The sequence below is a fragment of the Pseudomonas sp. FH1 genome (genome assembly GCF_000510895.2).
In the GTDB taxonomy this organism is placed as follows: domain Bacteria; phylum Pseudomonadota; class Gammaproteobacteria; order Pseudomonadales; family Pseudomonadaceae; genus Aquipseudomonas; species Aquipseudomonas azotoformans_A.
This window is the reverse complement of the sequence record NZ_AOHM01000092.1, coordinates 1-22,003: the sequence shown is the minus strand read 5'-3', so window position 1 is coordinate 22,003 and position 22,003 is coordinate 1. Positions and strand designations below refer to the sequence as shown.

Below are 22,003 nucleotides of genomic sequence, written 5' to 3'. Positions count from 1 at the left end.
CTGCTCACCACAATGATCGTATTCACCCGCTAATCAGCGAACTCACCACCCTTCTTTGAGCATCCTCAACTCCAAATGCTGCAACAACATAATCGTCTTCCCATCCACAATCTCCCCACTCTGCACCATCCCCAGCGCCTGCTCGAACCCCAGCTCCAACACCTCGATATCCTCACCCTCCTCTTCCAAACCGCCTCCGCTCCCCACCCTATCCCCCGGCTGATACTCACCGATAAAAAAGTGAATCCGCTCCGTCACCGACCCCGGGCTCATGAACGCCGCATAGATCTTCTCCACATGCCCCACGCGATACCCGGTTTCTTCTTCCGCTTCCAGGCGAATACGTTCTTCGGGGCTGGCGTTGTCGAGCAAGCCGGCTGCCGCTTCGATCAGGTAGCCGTGGTAGTCATTGACGAACGTCGGCATGCGAAACTGGCGGATCAGCAACACGGTGCGCTGCTCGCGGTTGTACAGCAGGATGGTCGCGCCATTGCCGCGGTCGTACACCTCGCGGGTCTGGGCTTGCCAACTGCCGTCGCGGCGGCGCAGGTCGAAGCTGTATTTTTTCAGCAGGTACCAGTTTTCCGAGAGGGTTTCTTCGGCGGTGATACGAACGGGGCTGTTGTCCATGCTCGGGTTTCTCAAGAAAGAGGTTGGGCTTGTTTGATGCTGTCCCAGGCAGCGGCGACAGCTTCTGCGCTACTCGCCTTGATCCGTGCCAAGTTGCGCGGGTAGTCCACCCCTGGGTTTTCGGTGAAGCGCGTGGCCGTGAATTGGCCGTTGCTGGCGCGCAGGATATAACCCGTGTCCTCGCACTGCTCAGAGGCGAGGAACAGCACCCCCGGCGTCACCCAGTCAGGCTTGAGTTCATCCGGTTCTTCGGTCACGCCCCACATGCGCGTCTTGGCGACCGGCGAGATTGCATTGACCTTGATCCCGGCCTCCGCGCCCTCATGGCTCAACGCGTTCATGATCCCCAGTTGCGCCATCTTGCCCGCGCTGTAGGCCACCAGGCCGGTCTGCTCATATTGCGCATACATGGCGCGGTCGGAGGTGGTGAGGATGATGCGCGGCGCGGATGAGCGCAGCAGGTGCGGCCAGGCGTGCTTGCACAGCCATAGCGGTGCGTAGAGGTTGATGTCCATGGCACGTTGCAGGAACGCGGCGTCGAGGTCAGCGATGGGCTGGTAACCGACCCAGCCGGCGTTGTGAATCAGGATGTCGAGTTGGCCGAAGGCCTCGATGGCGTACGCGATCAGTTGCTCGCAGCCCGCGTTCGTGGACAGGTCGCCCCCGTGGCCGATCACGTTCAAGCCGTCGGCCTGCAGGGTTTCTGCCGCAGTCTGGACCACCGAGGCATCGCTGCCCGCGCCGGCATTGTCGGCACCGATATCGCTGATCACCACCCGTGCGCCGCCCAGGGCCAAAGCCCGTGCGTAACTGAGCCCCAACCCGCGTGCGCCGCCGGTGACGAGTGCGGTTTTGCCTGTGAAATCCATGTGCTTGCTCTCCTGTTCGGGCCGCCCACCCTAACAACCTCGGCGCGCCTTGTTCAATGCTGTAATACTTTGCAAGCAATCCCCGTTGACGGCTGTCGAATTAATTCCTGCCCGATTGGGCCATCTGGTAAAACCCCTGCTTCACCTTTTTCCTGGAACCTTCATGTCCTCTCGTTTCCTCTCGCGCCTGAGCCTGCGCTGGTTTCCCCTGGTGTGCATGGCGTTGTTGATCGTCGGCCTGCCGGTGGGCTGCGCCGTGCTGCAACACAAGGAGCGCGAGCTGGTGTTTCGCATCGAGCCGGGCACCGCCAGTTGGTATAGCGGCTTGCCCAAGGCAGTGCAGGAATTCGAACTCAAGCCGGCCAGTTTCAAAGCCGGACAGAATATCCATGGTTGGTGGTACCCGGCGGACAAGAAAGACGCGCCCGCCATCCTCTACCTGCACGGCGTGCGCTGGAACCTGACCGGGCAACTGTTTCGCATCGAGCAACTGCACGCCCTGGGTTATTCGGTACTGGCTATCGACTATCGCGGCTTCGGCCAAAGCCACGGCGAGCTGCCGTCGGAAACCACCGTGTATGAAGACGCGCGCATCGCCTGGGAGCGTTTCCAGGTGCTGCAACCGGACCCGAATAAACGCCTGATCTACGGGCACTCACTCGGCGGCGCAGTGGCCATCGATTTGGCTGCCGAGTTGGGCAAGCAAACACCGCTGCCGGTGCGCGGGCTGGTGATCGAATCCACCTTCACGTCGCTGGCGGATGTGGCCACGGCCGTGGCGAACACCTCATTGCCGGTGCGCTGGTTGCTGTCGCAGAAATTCGATTCCATCGACAAGATTGCCGATATCCATATGCCGCTGCTGGTGGTGCATGGCCTGGACGATCGCTACGTACCGCCGCGTTTCAGCCAGCAATTGTTTGAAGCCGCCCAGGAACCCAAGCGGCTGCTACTGGTACCCGGTGCCAGCCATAACAACAGCATGAGCCTGGCGGGTCGCAGCTATGGCCAGGCGCTGGACAAGCTGATGCAAGCGAAGATGCCGGCGCAGGTTGTCACACACTCCACAGGTCGCAGCGGCGACTCGTAAAAGCGTATTTCGGCACTGGGTTCGCGCTTGCGTGTCAAGCGCAAACCCTGCCCATGCTGGGCCAAAACAGAAGTTGATCAAATAATAACCTCTGCCGAAATCGCCAACCCTGCCGGGGCTTCGCAAAGTTATCCACAGAGATACCCACGGTTTTCGTGGACAACTCTTTTTATATTTTTACGTTTTTTTTGCTCAGCAAACGCTTTCAGGAAATGTTCCCGGCAACAAAATCTCGCGATTCACATCGCGTATATCGTTATACCCACACAAGGCCATCGACACGTCCAACTCACGGGCGATGATCTCAAGCGCCTTGGTCACACCCGCCTCGCCCAACGCGCCCAGACCATACAAATGCGGGCGGCCGATCATGGTGCCCTTGGCGCCCAATGCCATCGCCTTGAGCACGTCCTGGCCGGAACGAATGCCACCGTCTAGCCACACCTCAATGCGCTCGCCCACCGCTTCGACAATCGCCGGTAACTGGCTGATGCTCGAAGGCGCACCGTCCAGTTGACGACCGCCGTGGTTGCTCACCACCAGTGCGTCGGCGCCGGCATTCGCAGCCAGGCGTGCATCCTCCACATCGAGGATGCCCTTGATGATCAACTTGCCGCCCCAGCATTTCTTGATCCACTCCACATCGTCCCAACTCAGGCGCGGGTCGAATTGCTGGGCGGTCCAGGACGACAGCGAACTCATGTCTGCCACGCCGTTCACGTGCCCGACGATATTGCCAAAACCCCGGCGTTTAGTGCCGAGCATGCCCATCACCCAGCGTGGCTTGGTGGCCATGTTGAGGATATTCGGCAAGGTCAGTTTCGGTGGCGCCGACAGGCCATTGATCAAATCCTTGTGGCGCTGGCCGAGGATCTGCAGGTCGAGGGTCAGCACCAGGGCATCCACACCGGCAGCCTTGGCGCGCTCGATCAACTGTTCGATAAAGGCGCGGTCGCGCATCACATAGAGCTGGAACCAGAACGGCTGGCCGACGTGCTCGGCGATGTCTTCCAGGGAGCAGATACTCATGGTCGACAAGGTGTAACGCAGGCCAAATGCTGCGGCGGCGCGCGCGGTCAGAATCTCGCCATCGGCGTGCTGCATACCGGCCAATCCGGTAGGCGCCAGTGCCACCGGCATAGCCATCTCCTGGCCGATCATCGTGGCGCGGATCGAGCGTTGATCAATGTTGCGCGCCACGCGCTGGCGGAACTTGATGCTGGCAAAATCGCTTTCATTTGCCCGGTAGGTGCTCTCAGTCCAGGAGCCGGAATCGGCGTAGTCGTAGAACATCCGTGGGACACGTTTTTGCGCAAGCTTGCGTAAATCTTCGATGGTTGTGATCAACGGCATCTAGGTCACCTCTCCCTGAACTGAATGCTGAGAGTAACCGCCCATCGGCTGCGCAACCAGCCATTGCGTTTAGATAGCTGCACGGCTAATCTCGCATAAACCCGCATAAAAGCGCAAAAACATGCACAACACTCATCAAGACATCGACCTGCCTTCTTTGCGCAAACAGAAGATCCTGTTGCTGCTGGAGCGCGACGGCAAAGTCACCGCCTCGGAACTGGTGGAACACTTTGCCGTATCCCAGGACACCATCCGCCGCGACCTCGGCGAACTCGCCGCCGCCGGGCTGTTGCAACGCGTCCACGGTGGCGCCCTGCCCCGGCCCAAGGACACCGGCAAAGACTTTTTCACCCGCGTCGGCGAGACCAATGAGGCCAAGCGTCACCTCGCCCGGCTGGCGGCAGACCGTGTGGAAGATGGGCAAATCGTACTGTTCGATTCCGGCTCGACCACGCTGCAGATTGCCCAGTCATTGCCGCGCTCGATCCGCCTGACAGTGGTCACGACATCACCGATGATCGCCATCGCTTTGGCCGACCATCCTGACGTGAAAGTCATCCTCACGGGCGGCCAGCTCAACCCGGCGACGCTGTCCACCAGCGGCCATGAAACCGTGCGCATGATCCAGGGCATCAAGGCCGACCTGCTGTTTACCGGCGTCTGCGCGCTGCACCCGCAAGTGGGCATCAGCTCGCTGCATTTTGATGAAGTGGCGGTCAAGCAGGCACTGCTCGACAGCGCTTCCCATGTGGTGGCGGTGACCATGGCCGACAAACTCGGTGCCGTGGAGCCTTTTGTGGTGGCACCGTGCAGTCGCATTCACACGTTGATCACGGAGTGGCATGTGCCGAGTGTGGAGGCGTATGAGCAGTTGGGATTGGAAGTGTTGCGGGTAGAGGTCTAGAAACCACGCAAATTAATTTAAACCTTTACCACCCCCATCGGATCAACTCTCCCATATCCCATCCATCAGGAGAGACTCGATCATGCGTTCAGACCTTAACGGCAAGAAGATTCTGGTCATCACATCCAACACCGGTATCGAGCGCGATGAACTGCTCAAGCCCCTGGAAGCCTTACGTGAATTTGGCGCAACGGTAACCCATGGTTCCAGCAAAGGCGGCACCACCCAGACCTTCGTCGGTGATACCGAAAAGGACACAACAGTTGAATCCGATGCGAAGCTGTCCGAGCTGTCGGGGAGTGATTTCGATGCATTGGTGATTCCCGGCGGCACCGTCAACGCGGACACATTGCGCCAGGATGCAGCAGCGCAGAAGTTGATCAATGAGTTCGTCACGGCAGGTAAAACCATAGCGGCGATCTGTCATGGGCCATGGGCGCTGATCGATGCCGGCGTGATCAAGGGCAAGACCCTGACCTCTTACAAAAGCGTGCGTATCGACCTGGAAAATGCCGGTGCTGCTGGCTGGGTCGATGCCGAGATCAAGGAATGCCGGGCCAACGGTTGGACCTTGATTACCTCGCGCACACCAGATGATCTACCGGCCTTCAATCATGCGATTGCCAAGGCAGTGGCGGGCTGACTCGCCACTGGCAGAATGCAAACAGGCGCCTCAAAGGCGCCTGTTTTTTTCGTTCATGCCTCAGCTTTTGCGGTGTTCCGGCATCTCACGCTTGGGCCCGAACATCGCCCAGGCAATCAAGCCGAACAGCGGTACAAAAATCAGAATCACCAGCCACAACCCCTTGCTCTCCCACCCCCCGGTGCTGCGCAGTACTGTATTGATCGCCCACAATTCCAACAGCAACAGAATCACTGCCAAGCCGATCCAGATATATTGAATTTCCATGCTTCACCTCCTAGGTCGTATGCATTAGGTCAAGCATCGGCCTTGAGGGTTCATTAAAAATTGCGCGAAGGGCCGCTCGTCGCTCCGGCACCCGGCGTATAAAACTTTGATTTCCCGCAGGCACTCCCAATTAAGCAAGGCCAAACCTCCATGCGATAGGGGATTGCGTCATGAAGACCAGAACGTCCCGAAGGATTTTGCTTATCGTCAGCCTGTCAGCCCTGTTGACCGGCCCCGCCCTCGCCGCCTTTGGCGACAACACCAACGCGCCTGCGGCCAACGCCCTGCCGCCAGGCACTTACCCCAGCAGCCAGTCCGACAGCGACAAGAAACCCAAGGGCACCGACAAGCAGCCACCCAAGCCGGCTGACAGCCGTAAGGACACCAAGGAAAAACCCCGCTCAGGCAGTTGACGACTCATCCGTCACCGGCGGCTCAGGCGCAAGCCCCCAGTCGCCGTGTTCGTACCAGTCATCACCGAGCATCTCGGCCGGGTGCATGGTGCGGTCGGCACCGTTGCCGCAAGCCAGGTCGGCCGCACCGCAGTAGCGGTCGCAGCCCCAGCAGATACGTTCGGGGTGTTTGGGGTGCAACGGAAAAGGCTTGGCCATGGCTGTGCTCCTTACTCCGGACAGAGCCCCCACCCTACTGCTGACGCGCGGCTGTGGACTTGACTGAAATCAAACCCACAGTCCGCACTGTTTCGGCGCCCGCTTCAGGCTAAACCTTGAAACGCGCCACCGTCTGGTGCAGCGCCCCCGCCATGCCCGCCAGGTCATGCCCCGCCGTCTCGGTATGCAACGCCCCTTGCAGCACCTGCTGCGACAAGTTGCGAATGCCCACCAGGTTGCGATCCACTTCGCGCGCCACCAGGGCCTGTTCCTCGGTGGCGCTGGCGATCATCATGTTGCGCTCGTTGATCTGCGAAATAGACAGGGTGATCTCATCCAAGGCTTCACCCGAACGCTGTGCCACGCCAAGGGTCGCCTGTACGCGCTCGCTGCTGCTGTGCATGGCCGCAACTGCGTGCTCGGTGTCCTGGCGGATGTTGCCGATCATCTGCTCGATCTCCTGGGTCGACGCCTGGGTACGATGGGCCAGCGCCCGCACCTCATCGGCGACCACCGCAAAGCCGCGTCCGGCATCGCCGGCACGGGCCGCTTCGATGGCGGCATTGAGGGCCAGCAGGTTGGTCTGGTCGGCAATGCTGCGGATCACTTCCAACACGCTACTGATGTCTTGCACGCGGCCCGCCAGTTGCTGGATGCGCTCGGAGGTTTCCACGACGCCAGCGGCCAAGGTGTTGATCGACGCCACGGTTTCCTGCACCTGGGCACGGCCGCGCTGGGCGGTCTGTTCCGACAGGCGCGAGGCCTCGCTGGTGCTCACGGCGTTGCGCGCGACCTCATCCACGGCAGCGGTCATTTCATTCACCGCCGTGGCAGCTTGTTCGATTTCATGACCCTGGGACTGCAAGCTGCTGCTGGTCTGGCTGCTGACCGCGCTGAGCTCTTCGGAGGAACTGGCCACGCCGTCCACCGACGCCGCAATATGGCGCACCATCTGGTTGAGGTTCTGCTGCATCTGATGCAGGTTGCGCATCACACTGCCCTCGGCGCTGTTGCCCACCGGCACGTTGATGGTCAGGTCGCCCTGGGCGATATGGCTCAACACACGCGCGGCTTCGTCCGGCTCGCCGCCCAAAGGACGGATCACGCTGCGGGTGACGATCACGGCGGCAGTCACCACCAACGCCACGCACAGCAAAAGCAGCCCGATCATGTTGCGTCGGGCGTCGTCGTACAGCGCCTGCGCGGCCTGCTCACGCTCGGCGAACAAACGCCCCTGCATGGCCATCAACGCGTCCAGGCTCTTGAACACTTCAAGCTCGGCCGGCACCACCTGCTGCTTGAGCTGGGCCAGGCCCTGCTCGCGGGCGCCTTGCTTGATCAGTGCCTGCACCTGCGTGAACGCCGCCACGTAGGTTTCACGATGGGCCTTCAAGGTCGCATAGGCCGCCTTGCCTTCGGCGGTATCGAGCAGCGGCTCCAGGATGGCGAACGCCTGGGTGATGCGCTGCCGAGTGGTGCCAATGGCGTCCTGGGCCTGCTGGTTGTCCTGGTCAATCAGCAGGTCGCGGGTGTTGCGGCCGTTATCGCGCACGCCGGTGGCGATCACCATGATCGGCGCGATTTTGGGCCAGTCCTGCTGCACAATCTGTTCGGATTGTTGCTTGAGGGTTGCCAGGTCGTGCAAGGCATAGAACACCAAACCGACCAGGGCCAGCGGCGCAATCGCGAAACCGATGACAATGCGTTGTGCCGTGGTTAACTGCTTCATTCTGAACATTCCTTGATGAAAACCTGCCCACCATGGGCAGCATCGATAAAAACCGGCTGAGGGTGCGGGTCACCCTCGCAATACAAAAGCGGGAAACAACTCGCGCAGACGGCCCCACAACTCCGGCAACGCGGCCTGTGCCGGGGCACTCGGCAGTTGCGTATCGAGCATGCTGGCGGTGCGCACCCTCTGCACGGCAAAGCGCTGCACACCACGGGCCTGCAAACGTTGGGCCAGGAGCAACAGGCGCGGTGGGTCGATCAGGTGCCAATGCACAGTGGTGCGGCATTCCTACTTCACGCCGCTGGCGAGCAAGGTGTCGAGGCTGCGCCAGTTGGCGGCGCCGCTGCCCTTGACCTGGGTGATCGACTGGCAGTCTTCGGCCAGGGCCTTGACGTCAAACCCGACACAATCGGCATGGCGCAAGGTATGGGCAAACCCCGCCGGCTTGATCCCAGCACTGTGCAAGCCGATGTGAAAACCCATCGCGCGCACACCCCGGTAACTGCCAACGGGACATTCAGCAACCAAGCCACGCGTGCCGCCAGCCACAGCGCGGCCAACACCGCCAATGGCCCCCGCTGAGGCCGGGGCGACCGGTCCAGGTCTGCACTGCCGTCAGCAGGAACCCGGCGATGATCGCCAGGCCGGCGCCGAACAGCACCAGCAACACCCAGGGCATCAGCACCTTGGCGCGCTGGCCGACGCCCTGCTCTACCCGCACCATTACCCGTGCGGGGAGTTGATGGTGCAGTCGCGCCAGGATCAGCACTTCGAAAAACACCGTGCCGATAAAGATCAGCGCGGCGAACAGATGGGCCAGCAGAAACAGCAGGTAAAGCATGGTGGCCTCGCAGGTCGCGTCGAGGCTCCAGTGTGGTCGGCCTGACGCTGCCAAACCTTGATGCCGATCAAGCTAAACGCGCACGCCGAGCATGCCGGCGGTAATGACCAGTGTCACCAGCACACCGATCCCGATCACCGTCCAGGTCAAGGTCGCGCAACGTGTTTCGCTCACCCCATGGTTGCGCAGTACCCCGCGCAAACCGCAGGCCAGGTGCGCGATCAGCAGGAACACCGCCAGGGAGTAATGCGGCACCAGGCGGATGCTCCAGGCATCGGCCAGCAAGCCCACCGGTTCAGCCACGGCCCACGCGTAATCGGTGTCGGTGCCGAAGTAGCGCGCCAGGGTGAACACTGAGTTGATATGAGAGGCGATAAACAGCGCCAGGTAAGCGCCGGAGGCCGTCTGCAAGGCATCCAGCAGGTCGGCGCGCTGCTGGGTCCTGGGGCGGATCAGCACCAGGCCGCTGAGTATCTGGAAGAAGAACGTGACAATGATGATCGGTTCCAGCCAGCCATTGCGGTAGACCCCGCGCAACACCTCCATCACCGCCCGATGCGCATCGCTGCCCAGCACGCCGAACAGATGGTTGAACAGATGCGGCGCCAGGAACACCAGCAGGATCGCCACCGACGCAATGCCATGGGCAACCCGCAGCTTGACGTAGGTACGCGCGTGCCGACTGAAATCAATGCTCGGCAATGTGCTCGACACCATCGAGAAGTAGGCGATCAACGCCAGCCACAGGCCGCTCCACACCCAGAGGTCATGGCCATTGATCTTCATCAGGTACAACAACACGCCCATCAACGTGTAGGCCGGCGGCGCGGCCACCGCCAGGCAGGCCAGGCGCCGTGCAAGTACCAGCCGTGCCGTCATCACCGGCTGTATGCCTGTGACGAAAACGCAGTAGAACGCCAGCACCGGCACCGCATAGGCACTCAACATCAACGCCAGCGTCACCGGCGCGCCAGCCTCGGCGACATGGGCCTGGTTGCTCCATTGCAGCGCCCAGGGGTAATAGAGCGCGGCAGCGAATGGCAGCAGCCAGAGCCATTCGAGCCGGGTGTGGGTGAGCTTTTGTACGCGTGACATGACAACGTCCTTACTCATGGATTTTCCCTCGCGACCCTACGGGCTGGCCCGCGGGAAACCCAGGTCCAATCCCACGCTTTTTGCCTACTCCACTGCGCTAGAGCAACGGGATGCTGTAGCTGACGATCAACCGTGTCTCGTCCTTGTCGGCCGTGTCGTTACCGCGCAGTACCGCGCTGCGCCATGTAAATCCCAGGCCTTTCAAGGTGCCGGTGGGGATCACGTAATCCAGGCGCAAGTCGCGCTCCCATTCACTATTGTCGCGGCTCGCGGTGCGGATATGGCTGCCGTGCAGGTAGGTCACGCTGGAGCGCAGCCCCGGCACGCCAAGGCTGGCAAAGTCATAGGCGTAGCTGCCAACGGTGGCCTGCTCACCGGCATTCACGAACTTCAGCGACTGGGAATTGGTGATCAGGTACAGGGAGCGGCCCTGGCCCTGGTTGATGTGCGGGAAGTCACTTTGCCCGCTGGTTTTCTGGTAGCCGAGGCTCAGCGAGTGCCCACTCAAGGCATAGGTGAACATCGCGCTCCACAGGCGGTTGTCGACCTTGCCCGCATTGACGCCCGGACCGTAGTAACCCGAGCTGACGTAACCTTCGCCGCGCCCGGCAGCGCTGCCATTCTTGCCGTCGGCGGTGCTGTAGAAATACCGCAGGTCGCTCTTGAGTTGGCCCACCGGCAGTTGCCAGTTGTGCACCAAACCGAGGAAATGCTGCTGGTAAAAGTTCTCGAGGCTCGCGTAGTAGTACTGCACCTGCAACTGCTTGCTGACGGCGTAGTCCACACCGCCGTAATAGAACTGGTTGCTCGCCTTGCCTTTGATGGGGTCGTTGGCACCGGCAATCGACAGGCCTTGGCCATTGCTGGAGTTACGGTCCATCACCTGCTCGATCTTGCCGGCAATCAGGTTGACGTCCTTGAAATCCCTGGACTCCACTTGATACCCCCGGAAGGTCTGGGGCAACAGGCGACCGTCTTCGGTGGTCAGGATGGGCAGCTTGGGCATCAGGCTGCCGGCCTTGAGTTGGGTCTGGGCGATCCGCATCTTGCCGGTGACGCCGGTCTTGCTGAAGTCATGGGCAGCCTTGCCATCGTCCAGCGGGAAGACGCTGCCGGGGGTGTTGTCTGCGCCGGCCTTGCCCGCCCGGCCCGAAGCGTCCAGGCGCAAGCCGTACCATTCTTGCAGATCCACGCCCAGGCCGACCGTGCCCTCGGTGAAACCCGACTGGTAATTGAACATGAAGGCCTGGCCCCACTCCTTGTCCGAGGCGGCCTTGGCGTTGCGGGTGTCCTGGTTGTAATAGAAATTGCGCAGGTCGAGGCTGGCTTTGCTGTCGTCGATAAAACCCGACGCAGCCGCCTGCTGCGCGGCGCCGAGGGAGACGGCGAGCGCCAGGCAAGTCTTGTGGTTCATGAAGGCTCCGAGAAGTGATTGAGGCGATCCCGCCGGCGCCCTGTTTTTTTGTCGGCCAGGTGCGGCGGCATTCAGCGGGAGCGCGCACGGTATAGGGTTGGGGCACAGGGAAAAAGCCGGCAAAACTGCCAATCACTTTTTCAGTTTGGGTAACAATCCGGCGAACGGCGAGCGTGTATCCAGCAGCGAGGTGCGGATGAAATGCAGATAGCTTTCCACCCGGCGCAACGCCGAGGTTTCGAAGTGCGCCTCGAACGGTTCTACGCTGTGCTGCACACACTCGATCGCCTGTTCCACGGCGGCCAATGCACGCCGCCATGGCTTATGCTCCGGCTTCAGGAACAGGCGAACCAACGCCCGCCCCATGCTGCGCACTGCTTGGCGCCAAGCGGTGGACTCGGCGTAGCAGGCCAGCGTCGGCAGTTGCGCCTGTTCGCGGCGCAGCTCGATAATCGCGTGGCCCACGTCCAGCACCACAAAGGTCCAGCGCAGCAGGCGGTGTTGCACCTGGGGCTGGCCGGCCGACAAGCCATGGGCCTGGTTCAAGAGATCACGCGTGCCGCTTTCGAAGCCTGAGCCCAGCGCCGGCAAAGGCGCGTTGATGGCGAACACGACGCGGCGGCGCAGGTCCTGTTCCAGCCGACGCCACAACCACGGACTGTTGGGCGGCAGGATGATCGCCCCGGCTGCCGCGCACACCAGCATGCCAAACACCATGGCGAGGTAGTCGTTGATCAGGCCATAAGGGTTGTAGAGCGTGGGGTTGCCGGGTATCGAACTGGTGCCGAAAAACACCAGCATGCCCAGGCCGTAGCCCGCCCATTGCGGCTTGGCCAGCAGAAACGAACCGAGCATGATCACCGGCGCAATCACCAGGCACAGCAAGGGGAACCCATCGATCTGCGGGTAAACGAAGAACACTTCGAAAATGCCGATCACCGCCGCTGCCAGCGTCCCGCAGGCAATCTGGAACGACATCCGCCGGGGGTTGGTGGAGAATGCTGACAGCCCCACCGTCAGCGCAGACACCAGGGTCATTGCCGCGCCGCTGGGCCAGGCGGTGGCGATCCACAGGGCACACAACACCAGCAATACCAGCGCTGCACGCAGGCCTGCCGCCACCGCCGCCAGCCAATTGGTCTGGGGTTGGAAAGTCTCGGCCCAGCGCTCACGCACGGGGTGATGGTCGGCCAGGGATGCATGGGTCTGGGCGTAGCGATGCAACTCGTCGGCAAAGCGATAGAGCAGCTCGCACGCTGTGTGAAAGTCCAGCCAATCGTCGGCGTGGGGATGGGCGCGCAACAGCTCGGCGCGCAGGTGACGGATCTGCATCGGCAACCCCTGCGTGTAGCGTTGCAGCCGTGCCGACAGGTGCGCCGCATCCAGGTCCGTCAGTACCTGGCCGGCGAACTGTTCCAGCACCTTGACCAACGCAACCAGGCCTGGGTCGACGGCGTTCAGCACTGCCGTGGCACCGCGCACCTGCAAGCGGTCCAGCAACTGATGCAGGGCATTGAAGCGTGTGGTGATGGCCATGAACTCGACATTGAGGCGATCAAGCCGGCCCTTGCGTCGGCGCAGTGCAGGGTCTTCGAACACGCTGACGCTGCGCAACCCTTCCAGGCCCACCGCTTCGGCAATGAAGCGCAGGTTGCTGGCCTCGAATGCCGCCTGATCGTGGCTGCCGCGCAGCCCACTCAGCACAAATGCGGCGAAGCGGCCGAAGCGCTGATAGAGGGTATTGCGCAGGGCGGCGCCTGCCGTATTGGGCAACAGCGTTGCGCTGACCAGGGTGGCGCACAACACGCCGAGGGTAATTTCCAGCACGCGCCAGACCGCCGCCATGAACACCTGCTCCGGGTGCCCCACCACCGGCAAGCCGACCATGACCGCCGTGTACCCCGCCAACACAAACCCGTAGGCACGAAAGTGACGATTGCGCGCCGCACCACATGAACACACGCCCACCCACAACGCCAGGCCAGTCAGGAACAGCTCGGTGCTCTGGGCAAACAGGGCCATCAACAGCACCATGAACGCCGACCCCACCAGGGTGCCGATTACGCGATAAACGCTCTTGGCCAGGACATGCCCGCTGAACGGCTGCATCACGATAAACACCGTGGTAATCGCGGTGCTGGGCTGCGGCAATTCCAGGCGCATCGCCAGCCAAAGCGCGAGGTACGACGCGATCAGCACCTTGAACAGGTAGACCCACATCACCCCATCGGTGCGCGCCCATTCCAGGAAACCCCGACGCCAGGGCAGCGCTGTCAGCCAGCGCGAAAAATCAGTGAGTGATGGCACGAAAAGACGACTCCCGACAAGCTGGCTGGCACACAAGGCCGGCGACTTTAGGCAGTTGTGCCAGGGTCGGTAAGTCATCCAGAACGTGAATGACTGTTACGCAAAACTCCACAATAAATAGCGTTTACAGCGCCCAGCGTCTTCATGTCACACTGGAAAAACTCGTCATCCCTGGTAAGCCCCGATGGACATTCTGCAGAACATGCGCATCTTCCGTTGCGTCGCCGAAGCCGGCAGTTTCACCAGCGCGGCCTTGCGCCTGAAGACCAACACCACCCACGTTTCGCGCTCGATCTCCAACCTGGAGGCCCACCTGCGCACGCGCCTGTTCAATCGCACCACGCGCCGCATTGCCCTCACCGAATCCGGGCAACGCTACCTGCTGCGGTGCGAGCAGATCCTGCATTCGATCGAAGAAGCCGAAGTGGAAGCCGGCGATGCCCACACCCGTCCTATCGGCCAGCTCAAGGTGCATTCGATGACGGGCATCGGCCAGCATTACGTCGTGGACGCCATCGCCCGTTACCGCCAACACTATCCGGACGTGACCTTCAACCTGAGCATGAGCAACCGTATGCCCGACCTGGTGCACGAAGGTTTCGACGTGTCCATCGTGCTGGCCATTGACCTGCCGGACTCCAGCCATGTTTCGCAAAAACTCGGGACGACCTACAGCATCGTCTGCGCATCGCCCTCCTACGTGAAGAATCATGGCATCGCGCAAGTTCCCAAGGACCTGCTCGACCACGCCTGCCTGCGTCTGGTCAGCCCCGTGATCCCCCTGGAGGACTGGACGTTCGACGGCCCCAACGGCAAGGAAAACGTCATCATCACCCACTCGCCGTTCCTGGTGGACTCGGTCGACGCGATGAAGACCGCGATCAGCAATGACATGGGTATCGGCATTCTGCCGGTGCACGCCGCGATCAAGGGCTTGCGCAGCGGCAGCCTGGTCCGCGTACTGCCCGACTACCGCCTGGAAGAACTCAGCCTGTACGCCATTTACCCTTCCCGGCATTACCTGGATGCCAAGATCAAGACCTGGGTGGAATACCTGCGCAGCTCTCTGCCGGAAGTGCTCGCCGACCATAAGGCCGTGCTGAAAACCCGCGTGCCGCTCAGCGTTGTCGAGTCATAACGACTACAGCTCGTCATTGCGACTACAAAACTCTGCAGTCAAAATGACCTGATTCATACTATCTGATTGATTTATCTAAAGTTATTAGCTGGCATGGTTCCTGATGGGTGTGAAGTGAATCTTCGACACTCACAGAGAGATCACCATGAGCAATGAATTCAACCAACGCCTTGCCGTCGTCACCGGCGCCAGTTCCGGTATCGGCCTGGCCGTGACCCAGCGCCTGCTCGAACGCGGTGCGAAGGTGGTAGCGATGTCGCGTCAATGGGGTGGGCTCGGCGAGCTGGCCGAGACGTTTGGCGAGCAGTTGTCGTGGCTCAGCGGGGATGTGACCAAGGCTGCCGACCTGGCACGCCTGGCGCAATTGGCAGCATCGATCGGCCCCGTGGATTGCCTGGTGCCAAACGCGGGGATTGCACAGCTGGCCGACGGGCTCGACCTGGCGGCGTTTGACCGACAATGGGCGGTCAACGGGGCCGGCGCGCTGAACACCCTGGGCAGCCTGCGCGGGCAGTTGGCAGCGCAGGCGTCGGTCGTGTTCATCGGGACGTTCCTGGAGCAAGTGACCTTTCCCGGATTGGCCGCCTACATTGCCTCAAAAGCCGCGTTGCGGGCCCAGGTTCGCACCCTTGCGGTGGAGCTGGCGCCCCACGGCATTCGGCTGAACATGGTCTCGCCCGGCCCGACCGCCACCCCGATCTGGAGCACGCTGGGGCTCAATGACGAGTCACTCGGCTCCGTGGCGAAGACAGTCAACGCAAGGCTGCTCGACGGGCAGTTCCTGGAGCCCGGCGCGGTGGCCGATGTGATCCTGTTCCAGCTGAGCCAAGGCGCACGCAGCGTATTCGGCCAGGACTGGGTGGTGGACGGCGGGTATACCTTGCGCTGATCACGCCCGTGCAGGCAGGCCCTTGGCACCACCGAATGCCAGGGCCTTCCAGGCGATCACCAGCAGCGACAACCCGGCAAAGACCAACCCGCAGCCAATCACCCCGGTGGTGCCGAAAGCATTGATGAACAGACCGCCCATGGAGGCGCCGATCACCACGCCGGCATTTGCCGACGACACGTAAAGGCTGGTCGCGAACTCATGCGCCTGGGGTGCCGAAGACGTGAGCCAGACTTGCGTGACGACCAGGCCGCAGGTGTGCGCCGCGCCCCAGAGCAACACGATCACACTCATCGACCCCCACGACAGGCTGCCAAACCCATACAACACCAGGTACGCCACCGCCAACACCACCGGATACCCCACAGCGGTCACCACCAGGTGTCGACTGAGCACACGCCCCACCAGCAGATTACCGACCACGCCGCCGATGCCAAAGATCACCAGCATCAGGCTGATGGTCTGGCCGTCCATGCCGACCTGGGTCTTGAGGTATTCGGCGGCGTAGCTGTACACCGAAAACATCGTGCTAAATACCAGCACGGTGGCAATGATCGCCAGCCACACCGAGAGGCTGCGCAGCACGGCCAGTTGCTTGCCGAAACTCAACGGCGCCGCGCGCGCATGATCGGGCAGTTTGATCCACACACCCAACGCCGCCACTGCCGTCGCCAGTGCACAAAAATAGAACGAGGCTTCATAGGAAATACGCGCGCCCACCCAGGTGGTCAACGGCACGCCCAGCACCAGCCCGAGGGTGGTACCCACTACCGCCAAGGCCGTGGCATGGGCCGCGCGCTCCTTGGGGTACAGCGAGACCGCCGTGGAAAATGCCGCAGCAAAAAACACCGGGTGCAGCATGGCTGGGATCACGCGCAGCGCCATCAGCGTTTCGAAGTTCGGCGCGAACGCCGACAACACACTGCACACCGAGAACCCCAGCAATGCCCCCACCAGGATCTTCTTGCGCGCCAGCCGCGAGGCCAGCAACACCAGGAACGGCCCCAGCACCGCGACGATCAACGCAAACAAGCCCATTAACCACCCCGCCTGGGACACGCTGATACCGAAACGCTCGACGATCATCGGCAAAATGCCCACCACGCCAAACTCCAACGTGTACAGGCCGAACAACCCAAGAATGAGGTAGATCACGGGCTGACCTCGATCACCACTTTGCCGAAAGCGCCACGCTGCAAATGAGCGAAGGCTTGAGGCACCTCGGTAAACCGGTAGGTGTAGTCGATCACCGGGGCAAGGGTGTGTCGATCCACCATGCGGATCAGGTCTTCAAGGGCGCGGCGCGGGCCCACGGCCACGCCGACAATGGATGCGCGCTTGGCCAGCAGGCTCATCAGCGGCGCGCTCAACTGGTCACTCTCCAGCAAGCCGATCACCGAGATACGCCCGCCGTTGGCCACCGCTTGCAGTGAGCGCGCCAGGTTGTCGCCGCCGCCCATTTCCAGCACATGCTCGGCACCGCGTCCGCCGGTGAGTTCCAGCACTGCGGTGTGCCAGTCCGGCACGCGCCCACGGTGGATGCCATGGGTCGCGCCCAACCCAACGGCACGCGCAATTTTGTCATCGCTGCTGCTGGTGATGATCACGCGGGCGCCGTGGGCCGCCGCCAGTTGCACGGCAAACAGCGACACGCCACCGGTGCCTTGCACCACGACGGTCTGGCCGGCGTGCAGGTGGCCGAGTTCAACCAGGGCCATCCAGGCCGTCAACCCCGCCACCGGCAAGGTACTGGCTTGGGCAGCGCTCAGCGAGCGTGGCGCCAGTACGCACCACTCGGCGGGTGTGGCCACGTACTCGGCGAGCATGCCGGGGATCGGACCGCCTTGAGGCGGTGCCTCGGCCCAGGACAATGGCTGGCCATCGACCCAGCCGGCAAAGAAGCTCGACAGCACCTGGTCGCCCACTTTGAAGCGTTGCACGCCCTCGCCCACCGCCACCACCGTGCCAGTCATGTCCGAGGCCGGGGTGAAGGGAAATTGCAGGCTGGCGCCCATGCCGTTTTCCGCCACTTCGGCATCACGGTAATTGAGCGATACCGCCGCAACGCGCACCAGCACTTCCCCGGCCTTGGCGACCGGTCGCGGCACGCGGGCCAGGTGCAAGGTGTGAAGACCAAAGCTCGGGATTTCCCAGCGCTGCATCATGTCGGTCATGTTCAAGTCTCTCGTGAAGGATTTGGCGCAAGGATAAGAACCGCGCTTCACGGGATTAAGTAGGGGCGGGCTCCTGTGTCTGCGGAGCTTTCATTCCGCAATGCCGGCAATTGCGCTAGGGTAGCGGCACTTCCCGTCGCCAATCGGTGCATCGATGGACAGCCTCACCACCCTGAATGCCTTTGTGCAGGTCGCCCACACCCACAGTTTTGTCGGCGCCGGCCGTGTGCTGGGCATTACTGCATCGGCGGTCGGCAAGAGCGTGGCGCGGCTGGAGGAACGCCTGGGCGTCCGGCTGTTTCACCGCAGTACGCGCAGCGTGACCCTGACCGCCGAGGGCGAACTGTTCCTGGAGCGCAGCCGGCGCATCCTGCTGGAGATCGAGGAAGCCGAGGCGGAGTTGTCCCAGGTCAGCCAGGCGCCCCGTGGCCGTCTCAAGGTCAGCCTGCCGCTGGTGGGTCATCCGTTTCTGCCGGTACTGGCCGACTTCAAGAAGGACTATCCCGACGTCGAGTTGGACCTGAGCTTCACCGACCGCCGCGTGGACGTGGTGGAAGAAGGCTACGACGCGGTGCTGCGCAGCGGCGAAGCGCCGGACTCGCGCTTGAGCTCACGGCTGGTCGGGGACTACCGGATGATCGTCGTGGCAGCCCCTGCCTACCTCGCCAGCCGAGGCACGCCTGGGCACCCGAGTGACCTGGCCGCGCACAGCTGCATCCTGTTCCGCTTCCCCAATACCGGCAAGTTGCAGCGCTGGCCGCTGCGCCAGGACGGCGTCGAGCTGGACATACAGTTGCCCGCCGCGATGATCTGCAACAACCTTGAAGCCAGGGTGTGCTTTGCGCGCCAGGGCATTGGCCTCGCTTACTTGCCTGACTTTGCCATACGTGAATGGCTCGAAAGCGGCGAGTTGGTGCAGGTGCTGCACGACTGCACCGAGCGTGGCAGCTTTCGCATGATGTGGCCATCGAGCCGGCACCCGTCGCCCAAGCTGCGCGTGTTTATCGACTTTCTCAAGGCGCGGCTGTTTGCCTGATCAGGCGTGGTCAAACCGCTCACGCGCATGGCGAAATTCATCGCCTTTTTCCACCACCCAGGTCCACAGCGGGATCATATGCACCAGCAGTTCCGTACCCAGGCTCGACAGCTCGTATTCGACCCTCGGCGGTACTTCGCGAAAATCATGGCGCAGCACTAAACCGTCACGTTCCAGCTGGCGCAAGGTGCGAGTCAGCATGCGTTGGGTCACACCCTGCATGCGCCGGCCGATCTCGGCATGACGCAGGCGCCCGCTCACCCCCAACACATGCACTATGCCCAAGGACCAGCGGTTTCCCGCGTGGGTCAGCACCTCGCGCTTGAGGCCATCGTCGTCGGCGCTGAGGGCGTCGCAGGCGGCTTGCGAGCGGCGGATGATCTCGTCGTTATCCATGGAAGAGCCTCGGTATCACGGGTGTGCCTTCTTATGCGCAACGATTAATTCTGCAAGCATGCCACGACTTTCCACACAGACGGAGCCTCCTATGACCCCCTCTTCTCTCCTGGTACTCGGTGCCGGCGAACTGGGCATGGCCGTGTTGCACGCACTGGCCGAGCTGGCCGAACCCCGCACCACACGCATCGCTGTGCTGCTGCGCCCCGCCAGCCTGCACTCGGCGGCGGCCAACACCCTGCGTGAGCGCGGTGTAGAGCTGGTCGCCGGCGATCTACAGAACGATAGCCAACGTGCGCTCGCCGAACGGTTTGCGCCTTTCCACACTGTGATCTGCTGCACCGGTTTCGCCGCCGGCCCCGGCACCCAACGCAAGCTGGCGCGCGCGGCCATTGAAGGCGGCGTGCAGCGCTATGTGCCGTGGCAATTCGGTGTGGACTACGACGTGATCGGTCGCGGCAGCCCGCAAGACACGTTCGACGAACAGCTGGATGTGCGCGACCTGCTGCGCGGGCAACAGGCCACGCAATGGCTGATCATTTCCACCGGCATGTTCACCAGTTTTCTGTTCGAGCCGTCATTTGGCGTAGTCGACCTGGCGCAAAACCGCGTGCATGCCCTGGGCGACTGGGACACCGCCGTCACGGTCACCACACCGGAGGATATCGGCCGGTTGACCGCGCGCATCGTGCTGGCCGAACCGGCGCTGAGCAATCAGGTGGTGTTCACCGCCGGCGACACCCTGACTTATGGGCAATTGGCGGACACCGTGGACGCCACCCTCGGCCTGCAACTCCAGCGCGAAGCCTGGTCGGTGCCGATGTTGCTGGCCGAGTTGGCCCAGGACCCCGACGACAACCTGAAGAAGTACCGCGCCGTATTCGCCCAGGGCAACGGCGTGGCCTGGGACCCCGCCGTGACTTTCAATGCCGGGCAGCGCATTGCGGTGACAGACGTCGAGCAATGGATCCGACAGCACCTCAAGGCACCGACGACCACCCACTGAAACCACCCGACGCCTTTAACGGGCACCAGGCGAAATCCCAGGGAGACGGCGGTAACGCCTGCGGTTCGGCCCCGAAAAAGCGGGGGTCTTTCCAATCGACAACCCGTGACGCCTGCCAGGCCAGGGCCACTCCCTGGGCCTGGCTTGCGTCCGTATTGACCCAGCGCGCGGCAGCCGCCGCCATGAACGCCTCGATCGGTTCGTCATCGATCTGCGCCCGGTACGGCGAACCCAGCAGCCAACGGCAGACATTCAGGTGATAGGTCCAATCCAGCGGCGGCCGGTGGCGATAAGCCCAGGTCATGAAGCTGCGGAACAGGTTCAATCCTTCAGGCGGATCCAGCTTGAGCAGCGCCGGGCAGATATCGAACAGGGTGTGCCAATACGGCAACAACCGCGCATCCAGGTGCACGAAGTTGCGGGAATTACTCGGGTATTCAGGCGGTGCCGGTTCCGCGTGCAGGCGGCGGGACGCCTTGCTGACCAGGCGGCTGGCGCCTGCGGGCAACAGGTGGTTCATGAAACGCACTCACTGTCATGACGAGGGAATGCCTCCCGATCACGGGAGGCCCAAGGCATACGTCAGAATGCGGGGGAAGCGCGGGGGTTGGCCGACGGCCAGGAATAGCGCGGCGGCGCCTTGTTGCGCCGCTCATGAGCCGGGCGCGGGGTTTGTCCCAGGCCGAGCAACCAGGCCAGGCCGACCAAAAACACCAGGGCGACCGTCAAGGCGTTGCAGACCGGGCAGGCAAAGTAGTTCGAGATGTTGCTGGAAGACGGGCTGCCCAACCCTTTGTCGGAAAGTGGCGCTGGCTTGCCGTCCACCGAACAGAACGCCCCGCCGATGCCATTCAGCTCCTGGCCCATCATCTGCCCATGCCCCAAACCGCAGACGAACAGGTTCATCAGCACGCAGAAGTACAGGGCCCAGGCAATCAGGGAACGGTCGGGGTGGCTCAATTTCATGGCGGCGACTCTACCACCAGAGCCGCCCAAGGATGAAGTGTCGCAGGCCCCTGTGGCAGAACGTCGCAGATTACGTGCACTTCCCAGGGTTGGTAGACTGGGCGCCCTCAAAGCCTGACGTATTGATCCAGAGCAATGCAGGCGTTTCACAGGATGCACAGTTGATGAGTACCTTATTCACCCGCCGCAAAGTGCTGACCGGAATGGGCCTGCTGGGCCTGGGCAGCCTGCTGGGCGGCTGTGACTACAGCCCCAAGCTGAACTTCAAGTACGGCAAGGACCTGAGCGACAAAATCATGGGCCGCACCTTCAAGCTCAAGAACACCGACGGCGAAACCGTCACCTTGAGCTCGTTCCGTGGCCTGATGCCGGTGGTGTTCTTCGGTTTCACCCAATGCCCGGCCGTGTGCCCGACCACCCTGGCGCGCGCTGCGCAGGCCAAGAAGCTGATGGGCCGCGACGGCGAAATCATGCAAGTGGTGTTCATCACCCTGGACCCGGAACGCGACACCCCCGAGATTCTCGACAAGTACGTCAAGGCTTTCGATCCGAGCTTCGAAGCGCTGTACGGCACCCCGGAAGAAATCGCCGTGGCCGCCAAGGAGTTCGGGATCTTTTATGAAAAGATCCCCGCCGGCGACA

23 protein-coding genes and 2 pseudogenes are annotated in these 22,003 nt (G+C 62.2%); 9 read left to right on the top strand and 16 right to left on the bottom strand.

All coding sequences use genetic code 11. The annotated features are described in order from the left end of the window. Nucleotides 1–42: 42 nt before the first annotated feature. The gene (locus H096_RS24265; protein ID WP_033901878.1) at nucleotides 43–630 is read right to left on the bottom strand and encodes an NUDIX domain-containing protein; all 588 of its coding nucleotides are present in this window, start codon (nucleotides 628–630) and stop codon (nucleotides 43–45) included. A gap of 11 nt (nucleotides 631–641) precedes the next feature. Next, nucleotides 642–1,499 (bottom strand): SDR family NAD(P)-dependent oxidoreductase, encoded by an 858-nt coding sequence (locus tag H096_RS24260; protein WP_033901877.1) that lies wholly within the window; start codon nucleotides 1,497–1,499, stop codon nucleotides 642–644. A 163-nt stretch (nucleotides 1,500–1,662) separates the two neighbouring features. Here H096_RS24260 and H096_RS24255 point away from each other — a divergent pair, with 163 nt between their 5' ends. Further along, nucleotides 1,663–2,589 (top strand): alpha/beta hydrolase, encoded by a 927-nt coding sequence (locus tag H096_RS24255; protein ID WP_033901876.1) that lies wholly within the window; start codon nucleotides 1,663–1,665, stop codon nucleotides 2,587–2,589. Between the two features lie 192 nt (nucleotides 2,590–2,781). Here H096_RS24255 and H096_RS24250 read toward each other — a convergent pair whose 3' ends face one another. Continuing rightward, the gene (locus H096_RS24250) at nucleotides 2,782–3,942 is read right to left on the bottom strand and encodes an alpha-hydroxy acid oxidase (RefSeq protein ID WP_033901875.1); all 1,161 of its coding nucleotides are present in this window, start codon (nucleotides 3,940–3,942) and stop codon (nucleotides 2,782–2,784) included. A gap of 121 nt (nucleotides 3,943–4,063) precedes the next feature. Between H096_RS24250 and H096_RS24245 the strand changes: the two genes are divergently transcribed. Both H096_RS24245 and H096_RS24240 read left to right on the top strand, forming a co-directional pair. Further along, nucleotides 4,064–4,846: a DeoR/GlpR family DNA-binding transcription regulator gene (locus tag H096_RS24245; RefSeq protein WP_033901874.1), complete on the top strand. Its 783-nt coding sequence runs from the start codon at nucleotides 4,064–4,066 to the stop codon at nucleotides 4,844–4,846. 82 nt (nucleotides 4,847–4,928) lie between these two features. Then, nucleotides 4,929–5,489: a type 1 glutamine amidotransferase domain-containing protein gene (locus H096_RS24240; protein WP_033901873.1), complete on the top strand. Its 561-nt coding sequence runs from the start codon at nucleotides 4,929–4,931 to the stop codon at nucleotides 5,487–5,489. A gap of 60 nt (nucleotides 5,490–5,549) precedes the next feature. Here the strand turns inward: H096_RS24240 and H096_RS24235 are convergent, their stop codons facing one another. After that, nucleotides 5,550–5,756 carry a PLDc N-terminal domain-containing protein gene (locus tag H096_RS24235; protein ID WP_033901872.1) on the bottom strand — a complete coding sequence of 69 codons (207 nt, stop codon included), beginning with the start codon at nucleotides 5,754–5,756 and terminating at the stop codon, nucleotides 5,550–5,552. Between the two features lie 170 nt (nucleotides 5,757–5,926). Between H096_RS24235 and H096_RS24230 the strand changes: the two genes are divergently transcribed. Beyond that, complete coding sequence (locus tag H096_RS24230) at nucleotides 5,927–6,169, top strand: hypothetical protein (protein ID WP_033901871.1); 243 nt, start codon at nucleotides 5,927–5,929, stop codon at nucleotides 6,167–6,169. Here the strand turns inward: H096_RS24230 and H096_RS24225 are convergent. The 7 genes and pseudogenes from H096_RS24225 to H096_RS24195 form a co-directional block, all read right to left on the bottom strand. Next, on the bottom strand, nucleotides 6,158–6,367 hold the full coding sequence (locus H096_RS24225; protein WP_033901870.1) for a DUF3079 domain-containing protein: 210 nt from the start codon (nucleotides 6,365–6,367) through the stop codon (nucleotides 6,158–6,160). The genes H096_RS24230 and H096_RS24225 overlap by 12 nt on opposite strands. 109 nt (nucleotides 6,368–6,476) lie before the next feature. Further along, nucleotides 6,477–8,096 (bottom strand): methyl-accepting chemotaxis protein, encoded by a 1,620-nt coding sequence (locus H096_RS24220; protein WP_033901869.1) that lies wholly within the window; start codon nucleotides 8,094–8,096, stop codon nucleotides 6,477–6,479. A 69-nt stretch (nucleotides 8,097–8,165) separates the two neighbouring features. Then, nucleotides 8,166–8,591: pseudogene (locus H096_RS24215) on the bottom strand (anaerobic ribonucleoside-triphosphate reductase activating protein); the annotation flags it as partial. Between the two features lie 8 nt (nucleotides 8,592–8,599). Next, nucleotides 8,600–8,940 (bottom strand): annotated as a pseudogene (locus H096_RS33560) (NnrS family protein); the annotation flags it as partial. Between the two features lie 72 nt (nucleotides 8,941–9,012). After that, entirely contained in the window at nucleotides 9,013–10,035 is a 1,023-nt protein-coding gene (locus H096_RS24205) for a hypothetical protein (RefSeq protein WP_051422183.1), read from the bottom strand. 97 nt (nucleotides 10,036–10,132) lie between these two features. Next, nucleotides 10,133–11,449, bottom strand: coding sequence for an OprD family porin (locus H096_RS24200; RefSeq protein ID WP_033901868.1), 1,317 nt, complete (start codon nucleotides 11,447–11,449; stop codon nucleotides 10,133–10,135). 132 nt (nucleotides 11,450–11,581) lie between these two features. Continuing rightward, a complete protein-coding gene (locus tag H096_RS24195; RefSeq protein WP_082461797.1) occupies nucleotides 11,582–13,669 on the bottom strand; it encodes an FUSC family protein in 2,088 nt (695 codons plus the stop codon). A 271-nt stretch (nucleotides 13,670–13,940) separates the two neighbouring features. On the opposite strand from H096_RS24195, the gene H096_RS24190 reads away from it, so the two are divergent. After that, on the top strand, nucleotides 13,941–14,894 hold the full coding sequence (locus H096_RS24190) for a LysR family transcriptional regulator (protein WP_033901866.1): 954 nt from the start codon (nucleotides 13,941–13,943) through the stop codon (nucleotides 14,892–14,894). Nucleotides 14,895–15,039: 145 nt separating this feature from the next. Next, nucleotides 15,040–15,783 carry an SDR family oxidoreductase gene (locus H096_RS24185; protein WP_033901865.1) on the top strand — a complete coding sequence of 248 codons (744 nt, stop codon included), beginning with the start codon at nucleotides 15,040–15,042 and terminating at the stop codon, nucleotides 15,781–15,783. Here the strand turns inward: H096_RS24185 and H096_RS24180 are convergent, their stop codons facing one another. Both H096_RS24180 and H096_RS24175 read right to left on the bottom strand, forming a co-directional pair. After that, a complete protein-coding gene (locus tag H096_RS24180; protein ID WP_033901864.1) occupies nucleotides 15,784–16,938 on the bottom strand; it encodes an MFS transporter in 1,155 nt (384 codons plus the stop codon). Continuing rightward, the gene (locus H096_RS24175; RefSeq protein WP_033901863.1) at nucleotides 16,935–17,957 is read right to left on the bottom strand and encodes an NAD(P)-dependent alcohol dehydrogenase; all 1,023 of its coding nucleotides are present in this window, start codon (nucleotides 17,955–17,957) and stop codon (nucleotides 16,935–16,937) included. Before H096_RS24175 ends, H096_RS24180 begins: the two co-directional genes overlap by 4 nt. A 154-nt stretch (nucleotides 17,958–18,111) precedes the next feature. Between H096_RS24175 and H096_RS24170 the strand changes: the two genes are divergently transcribed. Beyond that, entirely contained in the window at nucleotides 18,112–18,993 is an 882-nt protein-coding gene (locus H096_RS24170; protein ID WP_033901862.1) for a LysR family transcriptional regulator, read from the top strand. Here the strand turns inward: H096_RS24170 and H096_RS24165 are convergent, their stop codons facing one another. Then, on the bottom strand, nucleotides 18,994–19,389 hold the full coding sequence (locus H096_RS24165; RefSeq protein ID WP_033901861.1) for a helix-turn-helix domain-containing protein: 396 nt from the start codon (nucleotides 19,387–19,389) through the stop codon (nucleotides 18,994–18,996). A 91-nt stretch (nucleotides 19,390–19,480) separates the two neighbouring features. Between H096_RS24165 and H096_RS24160 the strand changes: the two genes are divergently transcribed. Next, complete coding sequence (locus tag H096_RS24160) at nucleotides 19,481–20,395, top strand: aromatic alcohol reductase (RefSeq protein ID WP_033901860.1); 915 nt, start codon at nucleotides 19,481–19,483, stop codon at nucleotides 20,393–20,395. Here H096_RS24160 and H096_RS24155 read toward each other — a convergent pair. Beyond that, the gene (locus H096_RS24155; protein ID WP_033901859.1) at nucleotides 20,370–20,915 is read right to left on the bottom strand and encodes a putative natural product biosynthesis protein; all 546 of its coding nucleotides are present in this window, start codon (nucleotides 20,913–20,915) and stop codon (nucleotides 20,370–20,372) included. The genes H096_RS24160 and H096_RS24155 overlap by 26 nt on opposite strands. 62 nt (nucleotides 20,916–20,977) lie before the next feature. Then, complete coding sequence (locus H096_RS24150; RefSeq protein WP_033901858.1) at nucleotides 20,978–21,361, bottom strand: DUF2946 domain-containing protein; 384 nt, start codon at nucleotides 21,359–21,361, stop codon at nucleotides 20,978–20,980. 164 nt (nucleotides 21,362–21,525) lie between these two features. Here H096_RS24150 and H096_RS24145 point away from each other — a divergent pair. Continuing rightward, nucleotides 21,526–22,003, top strand: a 478-nt coding sequence (locus H096_RS24145) for an SCO family protein (RefSeq protein ID WP_033901857.1), incomplete at its 3' end; no start/stop codon positions are given.

Bases quoted from the DNA above. Each gene is read 5' to 3' on its own strand.
- H096_RS24265 (WP_033901878.1), bottom strand. From the start codon at position 630: ATGGACAACAGCCCCGTTCGTATCACCGCCGAAGAAACCCTCTCGGAA.
- H096_RS24260 (WP_033901877.1), bottom strand. From the start codon at position 1,499: ATGGATTTCACAGGCAAAACCGCACTCGTCACCGGCGGCGCACGCGGG.
- H096_RS24255 (WP_033901876.1), top strand. From the start codon at position 1,663: ATGTCCTCTCGTTTCCTCTCGCGCCTGAGCCTGCGCTGGTTTCCCCTG.
- H096_RS24250 (WP_033901875.1), bottom strand. From the start codon at position 3,942: ATGCCGTTGATCACAACCATCGAAGATTTACGCAAGCTTGCGCAAAAA.
- H096_RS24245 (WP_033901874.1), top strand. From the start codon at position 4,064: ATGCACAACACTCATCAAGACATCGACCTGCCTTCTTTGCGCAAACAG.
- H096_RS24240 (WP_033901873.1), top strand. From the start codon at position 4,929: ATGCGTTCAGACCTTAACGGCAAGAAGATTCTGGTCATCACATCCAAC.
- H096_RS24235 (WP_033901872.1), bottom strand. From the start codon at position 5,756: ATGGAAATTCAATATATCTGGATCGGCTTGGCAGTGATTCTGTTGCTG.
- H096_RS24230 (WP_033901871.1), top strand. From the start codon at position 5,927: ATGAAGACCAGAACGTCCCGAAGGATTTTGCTTATCGTCAGCCTGTCA.
- H096_RS24225 (WP_033901870.1), bottom strand. From the start codon at position 6,367: ATGGCCAAGCCTTTTCCGTTGCACCCCAAACACCCCGAACGTATCTGC.
- H096_RS24220 (WP_033901869.1), bottom strand. From the start codon at position 8,096: ATGAAGCAGTTAACCACGGCACAACGCATTGTCATCGGTTTCGCGATT.
- H096_RS24205 (WP_051422183.1), bottom strand. From the start codon at position 10,035: ATGTCACGCGTACAAAAGCTCACCCACACCCGGCTCGAATGGCTCTGG.
- H096_RS24200 (WP_033901868.1), bottom strand. From the start codon at position 11,449: ATGAACCACAAGACTTGCCTGGCGCTCGCCGTCTCCCTCGGCGCCGCG.
- H096_RS24195 (WP_082461797.1), bottom strand. From the start codon at position 13,669: ATGTGGGTCTACCTGTTCAAGGTGCTGATCGCGTCGTACCTCGCGCTT.
- H096_RS24190 (WP_033901866.1), top strand. From the start codon at position 13,941: ATGGACATTCTGCAGAACATGCGCATCTTCCGTTGCGTCGCCGAAGCC.
- H096_RS24185 (WP_033901865.1), top strand. From the start codon at position 15,040: ATGAGCAATGAATTCAACCAACGCCTTGCCGTCGTCACCGGCGCCAGT.
- H096_RS24175 (WP_033901863.1), bottom strand. From the start codon at position 17,957: ATGACCGACATGATGCAGCGCTGGGAAATCCCGAGCTTTGGTCTTCAC.
- H096_RS24170 (WP_033901862.1), top strand. From the start codon at position 18,112: ATGGACAGCCTCACCACCCTGAATGCCTTTGTGCAGGTCGCCCACACC.
- H096_RS24165 (WP_033901861.1), bottom strand. From the start codon at position 19,389: ATGGATAACGACGAGATCATCCGCCGCTCGCAAGCCGCCTGCGACGCC.
- H096_RS24160 (WP_033901860.1), top strand. From the start codon at position 19,481: ATGACCCCCTCTTCTCTCCTGGTACTCGGTGCCGGCGAACTGGGCATG.
- H096_RS24155 (WP_033901859.1), bottom strand. From the start codon at position 20,915: ATGAACCACCTGTTGCCCGCAGGCGCCAGCCGCCTGGTCAGCAAGGCG.
- H096_RS24150 (WP_033901858.1), bottom strand. From the start codon at position 21,361: ATGAAATTGAGCCACCCCGACCGTTCCCTGATTGCCTGGGCCCTGTAC.